This is a genomic window from Jiangella asiatica (assembly GCF_004349065.1).
GTDB classification, from domain to species: domain Bacteria; phylum Actinomycetota; class Actinomycetes; order Jiangellales; family Jiangellaceae; genus Jiangella; species Jiangella asiatica.
The window spans coordinates 21,117-35,937 of sequence record NZ_SMKZ01000041.1 but is presented as its reverse complement, the minus strand read 5'-3'; the positions used below and the strand labels follow the sequence as shown (position 1 = coordinate 35,937).

18 protein-coding genes are annotated in these 14,821 nt (G+C 71.4%); 11 read left to right on the top strand and 7 right to left on the bottom strand.

Annotated features, from left to right (window positions below):
* Positions 1-50 precede the first annotated feature (50 nt).
* The 3 genes from E1269_RS23185 to E1269_RS23175 are packed head-to-tail and all read left to right on the top strand — an operon-like array spanning position 51 to position 1,817.
* Positions 51-248 (top strand): hypothetical protein, encoded by a 198-nt coding sequence (locus E1269_RS23185; RefSeq protein ID WP_131899010.1) that lies wholly within the window; start codon positions 51-53, stop codon positions 246-248.
* Positions 249-288: 40 nt separating this feature from the next.
* Complete coding sequence (locus E1269_RS23180; protein ID WP_131899008.1) at positions 289-816, top strand: hypothetical protein; 528 nt, start codon at positions 289-291, stop codon at positions 814-816.
* An 8-nt stretch (positions 817-824) separates the two neighbouring features.
* Positions 825-1,817: an NAD-dependent epimerase/dehydratase family protein gene (locus tag E1269_RS23175; protein WP_131899006.1), complete on the top strand. Its 993-nt coding sequence runs from the start codon at positions 825-827 to the stop codon at positions 1,815-1,817.
* A gap of 35 nt (positions 1,818-1,852) precedes the next feature.
* Here E1269_RS23175 and E1269_RS23170 read toward each other — a convergent pair whose 3' ends face one another.
* On the bottom strand, positions 1,853-2,704 hold the full coding sequence (locus E1269_RS23170) for a phosphotransferase (protein ID WP_131899004.1): 852 nt from the start codon (positions 2,702-2,704) through the stop codon (positions 1,853-1,855).
* 147 nt (positions 2,705-2,851) lie between these two features.
* Here E1269_RS23170 and cutA point away from each other — a divergent pair, with 147 nt between their 5' ends.
* Positions 2,852-3,169 carry a divalent-cation tolerance protein CutA gene (cutA, locus tag E1269_RS23165; RefSeq protein WP_131899002.1) on the top strand — a complete coding sequence of 106 codons (318 nt, stop codon included), beginning with the start codon at positions 2,852-2,854 and terminating at the stop codon, positions 3,167-3,169.
* Positions 3,170-3,596: 427 nt separating this feature from the next.
* Complete coding sequence (locus E1269_RS23160; protein WP_162606588.1) at positions 3,597-3,983, top strand: STAS domain-containing protein; 387 nt, start codon at positions 3,597-3,599, stop codon at positions 3,981-3,983.
* A gap of 30 nt (positions 3,984-4,013) precedes the next feature.
* Here E1269_RS23160 and E1269_RS23155 read toward each other — a convergent pair whose 3' ends face one another.
* Complete coding sequence (locus E1269_RS23155) at positions 4,014-4,868, bottom strand: aldo/keto reductase (protein ID WP_131898998.1); 855 nt, start codon at positions 4,866-4,868, stop codon at positions 4,014-4,016.
* A 108-nt stretch (positions 4,869-4,976) separates the two neighbouring features.
* On the opposite strand from E1269_RS23155, the gene E1269_RS23150 reads away from it, so the two are divergent.
* The gene (locus E1269_RS23150) at positions 4,977-5,942 is read left to right on the top strand and encodes a LysR family transcriptional regulator (RefSeq protein ID WP_131898996.1); all 966 of its coding nucleotides are present in this window, start codon (positions 4,977-4,979) and stop codon (positions 5,940-5,942) included.
* Here the strand turns inward: E1269_RS23150 and E1269_RS23145 are convergent.
* On the bottom strand, positions 5,848-6,765 hold the full coding sequence (locus E1269_RS23145; protein WP_131898994.1) for a SigB/SigF/SigG family RNA polymerase sigma factor: 918 nt from the start codon (positions 6,763-6,765) through the stop codon (positions 5,848-5,850). The genes E1269_RS23150 and E1269_RS23145 overlap by 95 nt on opposite strands.
* A 246-nt stretch (positions 6,766-7,011) precedes the next feature.
* On the opposite strand from E1269_RS23145, the gene E1269_RS23140 reads away from it, so the two are divergent.
* Both E1269_RS23140 and E1269_RS23135 read left to right on the top strand, forming a co-directional pair.
* The gene (locus E1269_RS23140; protein ID WP_131898992.1) at positions 7,012-7,806 is read left to right on the top strand and encodes a (2Fe-2S)-binding protein; all 795 of its coding nucleotides are present in this window, start codon (positions 7,012-7,014) and stop codon (positions 7,804-7,806) included.
* 56 nt (positions 7,807-7,862) lie between these two features.
* On the top strand, positions 7,863-8,306 hold the full coding sequence (locus tag E1269_RS23135) for a methylglyoxal synthase (protein WP_131898990.1): 444 nt from the start codon (positions 7,863-7,865) through the stop codon (positions 8,304-8,306).
* Between the two features lie 64 nt (positions 8,307-8,370).
* On the opposite strand, the gene E1269_RS23130 is transcribed toward E1269_RS23135, so the two are convergent.
* The 3 genes from E1269_RS23130 to E1269_RS23120 form a co-directional block, all read right to left on the bottom strand.
* Positions 8,371-8,574 (bottom strand): cold-shock protein, encoded by a 204-nt coding sequence (locus tag E1269_RS23130; protein ID WP_069109710.1) that lies wholly within the window; start codon positions 8,572-8,574, stop codon positions 8,371-8,373.
* A 259-nt stretch (positions 8,575-8,833) separates the two neighbouring features.
* Complete coding sequence (locus E1269_RS23125; RefSeq protein WP_131898988.1) at positions 8,834-9,511, bottom strand: uracil-DNA glycosylase; 678 nt, start codon at positions 9,509-9,511, stop codon at positions 8,834-8,836.
* A gap of 25 nt (positions 9,512-9,536) precedes the next feature.
* Positions 9,537-11,135: a peptide chain release factor 3 gene (locus E1269_RS23120; protein ID WP_131898986.1), complete on the bottom strand. Its 1,599-nt coding sequence runs from the start codon at positions 11,133-11,135 to the stop codon at positions 9,537-9,539.
* A gap of 90 nt (positions 11,136-11,225) precedes the next feature.
* On the opposite strand from E1269_RS23120, the gene E1269_RS23115 reads away from it, so the two are divergent.
* Together E1269_RS23115 and E1269_RS32470 are read left to right on the top strand one after the other, a co-directional pair.
* Positions 11,226-11,831, top strand: a complete 606-nt coding sequence (locus E1269_RS23115) for a cysteine hydrolase family protein (protein WP_131898984.1) — start codon at positions 11,226-11,228, stop codon at positions 11,829-11,831.
* 29 nt (positions 11,832-11,860) lie between these two features.
* Complete coding sequence (locus tag E1269_RS32470; RefSeq protein WP_162606587.1) at positions 11,861-12,241, top strand: nuclear transport factor 2 family protein; 381 nt, start codon at positions 11,861-11,863, stop codon at positions 12,239-12,241.
* Between the two features lie 8 nt (positions 12,242-12,249).
* Here the strand turns inward: E1269_RS32470 and E1269_RS23105 are convergent, their stop codons facing one another.
* Entirely contained in the window at positions 12,250-13,053 is an 804-nt protein-coding gene (locus tag E1269_RS23105) for a helix-turn-helix transcriptional regulator (protein WP_162606586.1), read from the bottom strand.
* A gap of 159 nt (positions 13,054-13,212) precedes the next feature.
* On the opposite strand from E1269_RS23105, the gene E1269_RS23100 reads away from it, so the two are divergent.
* A complete protein-coding gene (locus tag E1269_RS23100; RefSeq protein ID WP_131898980.1) occupies positions 13,213-14,799 on the top strand; it encodes a serine/threonine-protein kinase in 1,587 nt (528 codons plus the stop codon).
* Positions 14,800-14,821 lie beyond the last annotated feature (22 nt).

Genomic DNA, 14,821 nt, shown 5'->3' with positions numbered 1-14,821 from the left:
CTCGCGCACCCTGGGTACGGGGCATCAGAACCGTACTCCGGAGGTGCACGATGAACCGTCACGACCATGAGGACGCCGACTTCGCCGACGAACACTCCTCGACGACCTTCGCCGACGAGATGCCCGGCGGCCCCGAGGGCGTGCCCGAGCCGGAGTCGCCGACCGGCCGAGGGGGCGCCGGCGGGATGAACCCGGACGCTCAGCCGGACGAGAACCGCCCGCGTGACCGCCCACCGAAGAGCAGCTGACCGTCGAATGCGTACGGCAACCCAGGCGGAAGGAGACGCGGTGCCCACCCCTGCCAGCAACCACACCATCGGGCCCGAGCCCGGCCTGCTCGGCATCTACCTCAACGACCATCTGGCCGGTGCCGCGGCGACCGCCCAGCTGGGGCGACGGCTGGCTCGCCGCCTGGAAGGGGCGGCCGCGGGGGAGCAGCTGTCGGACCTGGCCGACGACCTCGCGCGGGACCGCACCGCGTTGACCCAGTTCATGGGCGAGCTCGGGGTACCGGTGCGCCGCTACAAGCTCTACACGGCGGCCGCCGCCGAGCTGGCCGGCCGACTGAAGTTCAACGGTCACCTGCTGACCCGTTCGCCGCTGAGCACGATCGTCGAGCTGGAGATGCTGCGGCTGGGGATCGAGGGGCAGGCCAACGGCTGGCGGACGCTGCGCACGATCGGCGCCGAGCACGGCCGCCCGGACCCCTCCCGGGTGGACGAGCTTATCGACCGGGCGGTGCGGCAGGCCTCGCTCGTGGAGGCACTGCGGGTGCGCGCCGTCGAGCGGGTTTTCGGCATCGAGACAGCCGCGTAGGAGGTTCCATGCACATCGTGGTGACCGGCGCCACGGGCAACCTCGGCACCAGCGCGGTGACCGCGCTGACCAGCGACAACGACGTCGAGGTCACCGGGATCGCGCGGCGCCGGCCCGCCTGGCGGCCCCCGCGCACCGAGTTCGTCGAAGCCGACGTCCGCTCGCCCCGCCTGGCCGAGCACCTGTCGGGCGCCGACGCCGTCGTCCACCTCGCCTGGGCCTTCCAGCCGACCCACGACCCGCTGGCCACCTGGGACGTGAACGTCCGCGGTGGGATCGCGACGTTCGAGGCGGCGGCCGCCGCCGGCGCTCGCACGCTGGTCTACGTGTCGTCGGTGGGCGCGTACTCGCCCGGTGCCGGCCGGCGAGTGGACGAGACCTGGCCCACGCACAGCATCCCCACGGTCGCTTACGGGCGCGAGAAGGCCTACCTGGAACGCTTCCTCGACGCCTTCGAGCTGCGCCATTCTGACATCCGGGTGGTGCGGCTGCGTCCCTCCTTCGCGTTCCAGCGGGCCTCGGCCAGCTCACAGGGCAGGATCTTCGCCGGCCCGCTGCTGCCGCGCAGGCTGGTGCGGCCAGGCCGGCTGCCGCTGCTCGCGGTTCCGGCCGGCCTCCGCTTCCAGGCCGTCCACGCCGACGACGTCGGGGCGGCCGTCCGGCTGGCCGTGCGCGCGACGGCGTCCGGTGCGTTCAACCTCGCTACCGACGATGTGATCGACGCCGCGGGGCTCGGCGAGGTCTTCCAGGCCCGCACCGTCACCGTCCCACCCGGGGTCGCCCGTGCCGTCGTCGGCGCCGGGTGGCGGCTGCGCCTGGTGCCCGCCGATGAGCAGCTGCTGTCACTGCTGCTCAGCCTGCCGACCTTGGACAGTGGGCGGGCCCGGCGCGAACTGGGCTGGCGCCCGGCGTTCACCGGTCGGGAGGCCCTGACCGAGCTGCTGACCGGGCTGGCCGACGGTGAAGGCGGTCCGACCCGGCCGCTGCGTCCGGGCAGGTAGCCGTTCAGCACGGCCGGCGACCTCGAAGGCCCGGGTCAACCGCGAGTATCCAGCCCGCCGCGATCGAGCGCTGCGCGGATCTGGCCGAGCCACTCCGTACCGAGCTGGCGTCCGTTTGGGAGTTGGTCGCCTCGATCCCAGCGCCACGTCGTGACCACCGCCAGCACGAGGATCCGGCACTCGCGGAGCAAATCTTGATCGACGCGCGGATAGTGCTCGGCGACTTCTTCGGGCGCATGGGCGAGGTCGAATTCGACCGGGCCACGGCAACACGTCTCGAGGTCGATGAACAGCAGCCCGTTCTTCGTGGTCAGCAGGTTGCCTGGGTGCGGCTCGCCGTGCAGTAGCTGCTCGGCGCCGCCACGCTCGCCGATCACTCGTCTCAGGCTTCGTAACGTGTTGCCGAGGAGCTCCCGGTCCGCATCGGCGAGCGCCGGCGTGTGGTCGCGGCTTGCCACGAGTCGTTGGGCCTGCTCGACTCGGTCCGTGAAGTGCGGCGCAGGGACATCGAGCTTGCGCATACCGGCATGCAGCCGCTCGAGAGCATCGGCGTAGTCGGCTGGTGAGACCTCTCGAGGCGTCGCGGGTTCGTAGTAGGTCCACAGCGTGACGACGAAGCCATCACGCTCGTACACGCGTGGCTCCACTCGACGCTCGAGAGCAGCCACCGGGCTCCCGGACTCGGCGAGGCCTTGAGCAAGCTCGACTTCGAAGTGCGCGACCTGATGCGCTACAGGTGCTACCCGGGCCAGGACGTCACAGGGCAGCAGGCGCAGAGTGAGCTTGTTCGAGTCATGGAGAACGATCGCGTCGTCGGCTGCAAGGTCGAGTGACGAGGCGATCGACCTGGCCGCAGCCACCGCACGCGGGACCTCTGACGCCTGCATCGTCGCCTGGTCCTCTCCCCTCGCGCGCTCCCGTACCCTCCGAGCGGTGCGACCTGGGCACCATACCAAGTTGTCGACAGGGCCGCGGTCGCGCCGACAACCGTCGAACGACGCAACGATTCCGGTCGCGGCACTAGCCTGGCTGGCGTGGATGCAGAGCACGTCGTCGTCATCACGACCACGGACAGCGAGGCGGCCGCGCGCGAGCTGGCCGCCGGTGTCGTCGCGGGCCGGCTCGGCGCGTGCGCTCAGATCATCCCGATCACCAGTGTCTACCGGTGGGAGGGTGTGGTGCGCACCGAGCCGGAGTGGCGGCTCGAGATCAAGACCGTGGCCGGCCGGGCCGATGCGCTGATCGAGTACCTGGCGGCGATGCACGGCTACGACGTGCCGGAGATCGTGGTGGTGCAGGTGGCCGGCGGCAGCGCCGCCTATCTGTCGTGGGTGAGCGAAGAGACCAGCTGAGAGGGGCTCCGGGCCCACGTCGCTGCGTGGGCCCGGCCACCCGCTGCGCCTTGCGGCGCGGGCACCCCCGTGACCAGGGCGCCGTCGCTGCTCGGCGCCCTCGTCACTTCCATGACGCACAGGCGCCCACGCCGGTTGCACGCGATCGCGATGAGTTTTCCAGCGCTCCGGCGCACCGTGCCGCCGCGCTGTGCACCCTCCGGCCCGTCTTGCGCAAAGGATCTTGATTCCGGCGGCGCGACGTGCCACAGTGACGTCCGCATCATGATCCCGAACGGTCTTGACACAAGATGCGACGCTCAGTAATGGTAGGCGTCGGATGGAAGCGGACCGGTGCGACAGCGTCGCGCCCCCGGTCCGATCGCAAGGGCACGGGCAGGGAAGGCGGAGTCCCTCGCCTACGCAGACAGATGGTGGTGAAGCGTCCGTGAGCAACGACGTCACCGTGCAGTGCCGCGATTTCGGCGGCTGCACGATCCTCACCGTTCCCGGCGATGTCGACGCCAGCCGGGTGAACGAGATTCACGGCGCGGCGGCGGCCGCCGACAGCCAGCACGTGGTCCTCGACCTGGGCAAGGCGTCCGCGGTGCACCCGTCGGCGGTGTCCGCGCTGGTCGACCTGCACCACCGTATTCAGGCACGTGGCGGCGGAGTCTGCATCGTGACCCGCGAGATCGGCGTCCGATCGCAGGTCCAGGAGGCAGCCAGTGGCTCGACACCGCGGTTCTACGACGAGATCGGCGACGCCCTCGAGGCGTCCATGGCGGCTCGGCAGGCCTCGCTGAGCAGCCGCTGGGCCGACGCCGTCAGCTGACGGCGCCGGCCCTGAGGGTCAGCGACGGCGTCAGCCCAGCTCGGCCAGCTCGGCCTCGTCGAGCACCAGGTTCACCGCTTCCGCGGAGTCGCGGATGGTCTCCGGGCGGCTGGAGCCGGGGATCGGCACGACGCGCTCGCTCTTGGCCAGCATCCAGGACAGGCAGACCTGCTGCGGGCTGACACCGTGCGCGGCCGCGATGCGGCCGAACACCTGGTGCCTCGAACCCAGCTCGGCGGCGCTGGAGATGCCGCCAAGCGGGCTCCAGGGCAGGAACGCGATATCGAGCTCGTCGCAGAGGACCAGCTCCGGCTCGCTGCTGCGGAACCGCGGCGAGTACTGGTTCTGCACCGACACCAGCCGGCCACCCAGGACGGAGTCAGCCAGCCGGATCTGTTCCGGGTTGGCGTTGGAGATGCCGGCCATCCGGATCTTGCCTTCGTCGAGCAGGTCGCGTAGGGCGCCGACGGAGTCCTCGTAAGGCACGGTCGGATCGGGCCGGTGGAACTGGTACAGGCCGATGGCGTCAACGCCCAGCCGCTTCAGCGATGCCTCGCAGGCCTGCCGGAGGTGCTCGGGGGAGCCGTCGCGCTGCCACGATCCGTCGCCGGGTCGCAGGTGCCCGCCCTTTGTCGCGACGATGACGTCGGACGTGTCGCCGCCGTAGCTGGCCAGGGCCCGGGCGATCAGCAGCTCGTTGTGTCCGACCTCGTCGGCGTGCACTTGGTAGGCGTCGGCGGTGTCGATGAGTGTGATACCGGCATCGAGTGCCGCGTGAATGGTGGCGACCGAGCGGGTCTCGTCCGGCCGGCCCTCGATCGACATGGGCATGCCGCCCAGCCCGATGGCGCTCACCTGGACGTCGCCGATGCGGCGGTACTGCATGAATGGAACCTCCGTGCGATTGTCGGGGAACGGTTTCAGTCTCGGCGCGCCCTGCTGGCATGTCCAACAGGAAAGATCGAACGGATTGAGAAGCTACAATTCTGGATCGTGGAACTGCGGCATTTGGAGCACTTCATCGCGGTCGCCGAGGAAGGCCATTTCACCCGGGCCGCCCAGCGCCTGCTGATCAGCCAGTCCGGGTTGTCCGCGTCCATCCGCGCGCTGGAACGCGAGCTGGGCGTGGCGCTCTTCCACCGCAGCACCCGGCAGGTCAGCCTCACCGAGTCCGGCCGGGCGCTGCTGGCCGAGTCACGCCGAGCCGTGGCCAGCGTCGAGGCGGCCCGCGAAGCCGTCGCCGCGGTGAACGGACTGCTACGGGGGACCCTGCGGGTCGGCACCGAGCAGTGCCTCGGCGCCGTCGACGTGCCCGGCCTGCTCGCCCGGTTCCGGGCCGCGCACGCCGGCGTGGACGTGCTGCTGGACCAGGGCGGCTCGGCCCGCCTGCTCGACGACGTCCGCACCGCACGGCTGGACGTCGCCTTCGTTCCGGTCGTCGGTCCGGCGCCGGAGGACATCGAGCTGATCCCACTGGGCGCGGAGGCGGTCGTCGTTCTCTGCCGGCCCGACCACCGGCTCGCCGGCAGCGGCACCATCAAGCTCGACGAACTGCGCGGCTGTGCGTTCGTCGACTTCCAGGAGGACTGGGGAGCCCGTCAGGTCGCCGACCGCGCGTTCGCGGCGGCCGGTATCGAGCGCCAGGTGATGATGGAGGTCAACGACGTCCACACACTGCTCGACCTGGTCCGGCACGGCCTCGGTGTCGCTCTGGTGCCTGAGCACGTCCGGCGCAAGCAGGCCGCCGTGGAGCTCGACGTGCTGACGATCGCCGACGCCGTACCGTCGTGGACGGTGTCGGCCGCGCTGCCCGCCGTGGAGCGGCGCAGCGCGGCCGTCGACCGCCTGCTCGGTCTGCTCGGGGTCAGGCTGCCGACCGCTGAGACCCCGCCGAGCGCTGAGACCCCGCCGAGCGCTGAGACTCCGCCGAGCGCTGGGTTCCCGTCGAGCGGCGGGTGACCGCCGTCGGCTCGGGCACGCCCAGGCCGGACCGCAGCTGCGTGAGGATGCGCGCCAGCAGCCGCGACACCTGCATCTGGGTGACGCCCAGCTCCTGCGCGATCTCCTGCTGGGTCCAGCCGCGGAAGAAGCGCAGGTAGAGAATGCGGCGGTCGCGAGGGCGCAGCTCACGACAGAGCGGCGCCAGGGCGACCACAGCCTCCGCGCGGGCGAAGCCGTTCTCCACCTCGCCGAGCGAGTCCGCCAACGGCGTCTCGTCGCCGTCGTTGCCGCGGTAGTCGATCGAGGCAACCGTGAAGCACTCGTGCGATGCGCTGGCCTCGAGCACGTCCTCCACCTCCACGCCGAGGTGCTCTGCGAGGTCGGTCGGACTGGGGGCCGTGCCCAGCGCCTGCGACATCTCCGCCGACGCCGCCGAGATGGCCGCGTGCAGCTCCTGGACCCGGCGCGGCGGCCGGACCGTCCAACCGTGGTCGCGGAAGTACCGCTTGACCTCACCGGTGATGGTGGGCACGGCGAACGAGACGAAGTCCTTGCCGAGGTCGGGATCGAACCGCTGGGCGGCGTTGACCAGCCCGAGGTTGGCGACCTGGACGAGGTCGTCGCGCTCGATACCGCGGTTGGTGTAGCGCCGGGCGATGGACTCCGCCAGGCGAAGATGCAAGACGACGACCTCGTCGATCAGCCGCTGGCGCTCGGCACCCTTGGTCTGCGCGGCCTTCCTGAGCAGGTCGTTCGTGATTTCGTTGCGGTCAGGCCGGTCAGTGTTCTGGCGGTGGTGTTGCGTACGTTCGTCAGTGGACGAGAAAACCTGGGTCTGCATGCCGACACCTCTCCAGAATCGAAGGGCTGTGGCGGTTGCTTGACCACGTTGGATCTACGGAAGCACGTTACGTTCTCGTTATCAAGTGCCTTGGGACAGAAAGGTCCGTCTATCTCCTCCGGCGGCTGCCTGGCCGCCCCGGAGAGTGCCCGGATGAACTGCCGAAACGCCGCCGGCGAGGCGGATCCACGGCCACCCGAGTGGTCAGTACCAGCCTCTCGTCGCGGGAGAGAGAGAATGCGCGTCATGGAGTTCGAGGCCGCCTGCCGAGTGGTGCCCGGGGTTCCGGTGCCCGAGTCCGCGCCCGGCGCTCGCGGCGTGCGATGGGTGGGTGCGGGCGAGCTCGCGGACCGGTCTGTGCTGTCGTCCCTGCTGGCGGCGGCGCGCGGCGCCAGCCCGGCGGGCAGTGTCATCGGTGACACGGTCGCGTTGGCGCAAGGGCTCGCGTATACGCTGGTCGGGCCGTCGGCCGCCGGTGCGTACGGCGCAGGGCTGGTCGTCGACCTCGACCCGGACGGGGTGTGGTTCGGCTTCGGTGCCCAGGGCTTCTGCGAACGGCTGGCGCTGCGCCAGGTCGTCGTCCTGCCGGCGACCGATGGCTTCGAACGACGGCTGGCCGAGCCGGCGGTGGCGATCCTCAAGCCGGTCTTCGACCAGGTGCACCAGCTGACCCGGGTCGGCCAGCGCGTGCTGTGGGCGGCGGTGTCGGACTCCGTTCACCAGATCATGCTCAGCGCCGGTCTGCCGCGCGGCACCGACAGCGGACCGGGCCTCGGCGCCGCGCTCGATGGCGCCTGGCTCGGCGCCGGAGCCATCGTCGACGCACTGGCGGAGCGCGCGCCCGAGCTGACCGCCCGGCCGCGGCGGTTCCGCGTCGTAGACGACGACCTCGCCGCGAGCTGGCTGGTCCGCGGCGGCTGCTGCTTCGTCTACCGGGAGGGCGCCGACTACTGCGTCACCTGCCCGATCATCGGCGACGACGAGCGGCGCGCGGCGCTGCTGCGGTGGATGCGAAGCATCGGCCTCGGCACCGGGAGGTGACCTGCCGTGCCGGCGAATGTAACCACCGCGTCACCCGCCCGGCCGAGACTGGGTGGGTGAGCCCGCGCCGTCACATCGCCCTCGTGGCCCATGACAACAAGAAGGTCGAGCTGCTCCAGTGGGCCGCGTTCAACCGCGGCACGCTGGCTCGGCACCAGTTGTACGCGACCGGCACCACGGGGACCATGCTCGCCTACGAGCTCGGCCTGCCGGTCACCCGGTTCCTCTCCGGGCCGGTCGGCGGTGACCAGCAGATCGGCGCCAAGATCGCCGAAGGTGTCATCGACGTGCTGGTTTTCTTCTGGGACCCGCTGGAGCCGCAGCCGCACGACCCCGACGTGCGTGCGCTGCTGCGCCTGGCGGCCGTGTGGAACATCGGGGTTGCCTGCAACGTCACCAGCGCGGATCTGATGATCTCGTCACCGCTGCTCTCGGGGTTCTATCAGCGGGTGCGGCCGGATTTCGGCGACCGGGAGTGGCAGCCGGCCGAGGCGGGCTGACCGGTCCCGGAGACACCGCTGCCCCCGCACCTATCGGCGCGGGAGCAGCGGGATGACAGGTTGATCAGACCGGACGAACCGCGTCAGCCTGCGGGCCCTTGGGGCCCTGGGTGATCTCGAACTCCACCCGCTGATTCTCGTCCAGCGTGCGGTAGCCGTCGGACTGAATCGCCGAGTAGTGCACGAAGACATCCGGCTCGCCGTTGTCCTGTGCGATGAAGCCGAAGCCCTTCTCAGCGTTGAACCACTTGACGGTTCCCTGTGCCATGTGCCGTGTCCTCCTACGGGACGGTGACGGAGGCCGCACCGTGCGACCTCCGGGTTGCTGCCGCCGTCTCCCGCTACCACAGTGCTGGGCACAGAGAAGCGAAAAACGCCCGCGATAACATCCCACGGGCGTTCAAGGACGTGCGAGGAACTGTTACTGCAACCGCGGAAACAGTACCACCTTGGGCCCGCGCCGGGAAGCATACGATGATCGAACGCTAGTCGCACAAGTGTGTGTCCCACTTTGTGAACGTTCCGTATCAGGGAAGCTTCCAGTCCACGGGGGGTGTTCCGAGGCCCTGCAGAAGCTCATTCGCCCTACTGAACGGCCTTGATCCGAAGAATCCGTTGCGTGCGGACATGGGGCTCGGGTGGGCCGATTCAATGCATGGAACGTTACCAAGTAGTGGCCGAAGATTTCTCGCATCGCGTCCCCAGAGGATGGCCACGAATGGTGTTCCGCGTGTCACGAGCGCACGGATCGCCTGCTCGGTGACTTCTTCCCATCCCTTTCCTCGGTGCGCTCCCGGATTTCGCGGCGCCACCGTGAGAGCGCGGTTGAGCAGGAGAACTCCGTGCTCGGCCCACCGCGAGAGGTCGCCGTTGCTCGGGGCAGGATGGCCGAGGTCGGCCATGTACTCCTGGAAGATGTTGACCAGGCTCGGGGGCAGCGGCCGCACGTCGGGCGCCACCGAGAAGCTCAGGCCCACCGCGTGGCCCGGGGTCGGGTAGGGGTCCTGGCCCACGATGAGCACGCGGACGTCGTCGAAGGGCTGGGCGAACGCGCGCAGCACGTTCGGCCCCGGCGGCAGGTAGGTGCGCCCGGCGGCCAGCTCGGCACGGAGGAAGTCGCCCATCGCCGCGATTCGTGGAGCCACCGGTTCCAGCGCCCGGGCCCAGCCCGGGTCGACCAGCTCGTGCAGGGGTCGGGCAGTCATGCCGGAAACCCTAGCGGCCGGCGGTTCAGTCGGCCCCGGCGACCAAAGGTGCCAACCGGATGTCCGGGTGACGACGTCGGACCGACGCGAGCCGCCACGTGTCCGGGAACAGCGCCAGCAGTGCGCCGTCGCGGCGCTCGGCCACCTCGACCCCGGCCTCGGCGTCGAGGACGGCGACGGCGTCGGGGTCGGTGCGCCGGGCCAGCCCATACGGCAGGTTGTCCAGGGCCACCGGCACGCCGAACTCCTGGCTCAGCCGGGTGGTCGCGACCTCGAACTGCAGCGGGCCGACCGCGGCGAGGATCGGGGCGCCGTCGCCGCGCCGGGCCGACTGCAGGATCTGCACCACGCCCTCCTCGGCGAGCTGCTCGATCCCGCGGCGGAACTGCTTGGCCTTGCCGGTGTCGGTGGTTCGGGCGGTGACGAAGTGCTCGGGCGCGAAGGACGGCATGGGCGGGAAGCTGACCGGCGCGCCGTCGGCGTACAGGGTGTCGCCGACCGTGAGGGCGTTGGCGTTGACCAGGCCGACGATGTCGCCCGGGTAGGCGATGTCGATGGTCTCGCGCTCGCGGCCGAGCATGGTGCGTGCGTACTTGGTGGCGAACGGCCTGCCGGTGGCGGCGTGGGTGACGACGGCGCCGCGCTCGAAGCGCCCGGAGCACACGCGGACGAACGCGAGCCGGTCGCGGTGGGCCTTGTCCATACCGGCCTGGACCTTGAAGACCAGCCCGGAGAACGGCGCGTCGACCGGCCGCGGTCTGCCGTCGGCGTCCGGGCGGGCCTCCGGTGCCGGGGCCAGCGACACGAGGGTGTCGAGGAGCTGGCGGACGCCGACGTTGACGACGCCGGCGCCGAACAGCAGCGGGGTGGTCTGGCCGGCCAGGAACGACTCGGTATCGACGTCGTCGAGCAGCGCGACCTCGTCCAGGGCGGTGTCCCACTCGTCGGGGTGCCGTTCCTTCGCCTCCGCCGCCGCCAGCGTCGCCTCCACGGCGATGCGGGCGCCGCCGGGCGCCCGCTCGAACGTCGTCAGCGTCTCGTCGTTGCGGTCCAGCAAGCCGTGGAAGACGCCGGCCTCGCCGACCGGCCAGTTGACCGGGGTGGCGCGCAGCCCGATGCGCTGCTCGAGCTCGTCGACGAGGTCGAGCGGGTGCATGCCGGGCCGGTCCCACTTGTTGATGAACGTCACCACCGGCACCCCTCGGTGCCGGCAGACGTCGAACAGCTTGAGCGTCTGCGGCTCCAGGCCCTTCGCGGCGTCGAGGAGCATGACCGCGCAGTCGACCGCGGCCAGCACGCGGTAGGTGTCCTCGGAGAAGTCGGCGTGGCCCGGGGTGTCGAGGAGGTTGACGACGTGCCCGGCGTACTCGAACTGCAGCGCCGCCGACGTGACGGAGATGCCGCGGGCCTGCTCCATCTCCATCCAGTCGGAGATGACGGCCCGCCGCCCGGACTTGCCGTGGACGGCGCCGGCCTCGCCGATGACCCGGGCGTGCAGTGCCAGCGCCTCGGTGAGGGTGGACTTGCCCGCGTCGGGGTGGCTGATGACGGCGAACGTGCGACGACGCGCCGCCTCGGCGGCCACGTCGGGGGCAGCCTGGGGCGTCGAGGGAGTGGGGGGCACGTCCTGAATCCTACGGATGACCGGATGTGTCGGCAGCACGGCACGATTCCCGCTGGTCAGCCCGGGGCCGCGGAAGCGACCATCGACGGCATGTACCGAGCACTCGTCGTCATCGACGTCCAGGAGTCGTTCCGCCAGCGCGACAGCTGGCAGCTGATCTCCGATCCCGAGATCGCGGGCAAGGTCGGCCGGCTGGTCGACGCGGCGAGGGCGACCGGAGACCAGGTGGTGTGGGTCCTGCACACCGAGCCCGGCAGCGGCACCGTCTTCGACCCCGCCCTCGGGCACGTCCGGCTGCTGCCGGGATTGGAGCCGCGATCCGGCGAGCCCGTGCTCACCAAGACCTCGCACAACGCGTTCACCACCACCAACCTGCAGCAGCTCCTGACCGAACGCGGCATCGGCGAGGTGGTGGTCTGCGGCATCCGGACCGAGCAGTGCTGCGAGACCACGGCCCGGCTGGCCAGCGACCTCGGCTACACCGTCACGTTCGTCATCGACGCCACCGCCACCAACCCGATCGAGCACCGCGACGCGCCGGCCGGCCGGAGCAACGAGGAGATTCTCGCCGACCCGCGCACGCTTCCGGTCGCGGAGATCCTGGCTCGCACGGAGTATGCCCTGGCCGGCCGCTTCGCCACCATCCGCACCGTCGCCGAGCTCACCGCGGGAGAGGTCCCGACCGGCGTCGCGTGACGACGGGCTGCCCGTGGCAGTCTGGGCCGATGGACAGGGCACAGGTCGCGGAGTGGATCGAGGCCTACGAGCGGGCGTGGCGCAGCCCGGGCGTGACGGCGCTCGGTGAGATCTTCACCGACGCCGTGAGTTACCTGCAGGGCCCGTACCGCCGGCCGGTGATGGGCCTGCCCGCCGTCGAGCGGATGTGGGAGGCCGAGCGGGACGGCCCGGACGAGGAGTTCGAGCTCCACACCGAGATCGTCGCCGTCGACGACGACGTCGCGGTCGTGCGGGCCGAGGTCCGCTACGGCGATCCGCTCACCGAGGAGTGGCGCGACCTCTGGATCGCCCGGTTCGGCGACGACGGCCGCTGCCGCGCGTTCGAGGAGTGGCCGTTCGCCCCGCCCCGTGACCAGGGGACGGGATGACGTGACCGTCAGGACGGTGTCGAGAAGACCTCGCGGACGTCCCGCGGGTCGAACTTCTCGTGGGTGGACTGCGCCGCCCGGATGTGGTCGAGCTGGAACCACCGGCCGGCGTCGTGGTCGCGGGACCACGCCAGCGCGAACCACAGCCCGCGCGAGTGCGCGAAGCCCAGGGGCTCGACCTGCTCGGTGACGGTGTCCGGCGAGTCCGCCGGCTCGTAGTCGATCAGCACCACCCGGCGATCGCGCAGGGCGTCGGTGAGGATCTGCCGGACGGAGCCGTCCTCGTGGGCCGGCGGCTCACCGGGACGGATCCAGACCCGGTCGGCCAGCTGCGCCACCTCGGCCCGCCGCTCTGGCGCCACCGAACGCAGGATCTTGGCGACGGCGCTGGACCGGGCCGACGCGAACGGCTGGTCGGGCACGGCCTGCAGCCCCACAACGGCGGCCAGCGCTTCGTCGGCGGTGAGGGTGAGCGGCCGCTGCCCGGTCGGGTCGATGACGTAGCCGCCCTGCGGCCCGCTGGTGGCCCGGATCGGGACGCCGGCCTGCTGCAGCGCCATGACGTCGCGCTTGATGGTACGGGCGGATACGCCGAGCCGTTCGGCCAGCCAGGACGACGTGCGACCCCGGCCGCCCGCGTCGCGCAGCTCCTGGGTGAGCGTGTCGAGGCGGCTGGACCGGTTGATCGCCCGCCCCAGCGCGTCGGAGACCTGTGTGGACGGTGGCAACCCGGGCCGGCGCGGGCGCGGCACCCGCGCCGTCGTGCCGACCGCGTCGTCCTGCTGAGCCGTCGCCTGGCCCTGGCTCCCCATCGGGTCGTCCTTCCATGACCGCACCGGGACCGGCACGGCCGAACCACCATGATCGATACCGATGTACATAGCAAAGCAGACGAACGGCCACGACGTGGGGCTATGCGTCGGCGCGCCTCGAAACAGGTGTGAATCCACGTCGTCGGTTACCGTCTACCTGTGAACGCAAGGCCGACCGAACTCACCCAGATCGGCCCCTACCGGATCCGCCGTCAGATCGGCGAAGGCGGCATGGGCGTGGTGTACCTCGGGACGGCTCCCGACGGCCGGCCGGTCGCGGTCAAGACGCTGCGGCCGTGGCTCGTGGGCGGCACCGACGGCCGGCGGCGCTTCGAGCGCGAGGTCTCCACGCTGGTGCGGGTGCGCGGATCGCGGGTGGCCGAGGTGCTCGACGCCGACGTCGCCGCCGACCCGCCCTACGTCGTGACGCGTTACGTCGACGGCGTCCCACTCACCCGGATGGTGGCCGAGCATGAGCCGTTGAGCGGCGCTGACCTGCAGCAGGTCGCCGTCGGGCTGCTGGAGGCGCTGGCTTCGGTGCACGCCGCAGGGGTGGTCCACCGCGACGTCAAGCCGGGCAACGTCCTGGTGACGGCCGACGGCCCGGTGCTCATCGACTTCGGGATCGCGCACGCCGCCGACGACACCCGGCTCACCGCCACCGGGTTCATCTCCGGCACCCCCGGCTACCTGGCGCCGGAGACCGTCATCGGCCAGGACCCCACACCCGCCACCGACGTCCACGGCTGGGCGGCCACCGTCACTTACGCCGCCACCGGGCGGCCACCTTACGGGTACGGCCCGGACATCGCGGTCCTCGACCGGATCCGCCGCGGTGAGCACGACCTCCACGGTGTCGAGCCCGGCCTGGCCGCGGTGCTCGGCGCGGCGCTGCAGGTCGACCCGGCCCGGCGGCCCGGCGTCGACACCGCGCTGCGGATGCTCGCCGGACCGGACGCCGCGGACACCACCGACATGCCGCCGGTCGGCGCCGCCGCGCCGCTCGTCGATCCCTCGCTCGCCACCACCGACGAGACCGCGGTGGTGACCCCGGCCGACCTGCGCGATGCCGCGACGGCGACGGCGTTCCCGCCGGCTCCTTCGTCGGCACCGACGCCGTCCCCGCGCCCCGCGCCGGCGCCACCGCAGCCACCGGCGCCCGCACCGCACCGCGACCCCGGCGTGTGGCGGTCCCGGACCGCGCTGGCGTTGGCGGGGCTGGTGCTGGCACTTGTCGCCGCCTGGGCGCCGTACGCCGGCGCCGTCGTCGCCCTCGGTGTCCTGTTGCTCGGCCGGGTCACGTGGCGCATCCGAAGGCGTCTGTTCGAGCGGCGCGAGCTGCGCGGGCAGCACCGCGGCGACCCGTTCGTCGCCGCGCTGGCCCTGCCGTGGGACCTGCTCGCCTCTGTCGCCCCGTGTGTCGGCCAGGTGCTGGTCGCGGCGGCCGGCGCGGTCGCCGTCGGCGGCCTGCTCGGTTTGGGTGATGTCGGCGGGCTGCGCACGCCCTACCTGGTCGGTGGCGTCGTCGGCGCGCTCCTGGTGTGGTGGGGGCCGGGTACGGTCCGCTCACGGCACGGGCTGACGGCGGTCTTCGCCCCGATGGACCGCGCGCCGCGCACCGCGTGGGCCGTCCTCGGAGTGCTCGCGCTCGCCGTCTGCGGCGTGATACTGACATGGGAGTCCCTCGGCACGGTGTGGTGGCCGGCGGACGGCCCGCCAGGGTTCGCCGAGGGGTGGTTCAGCTAATGATCCACATGTTCGACCTGGT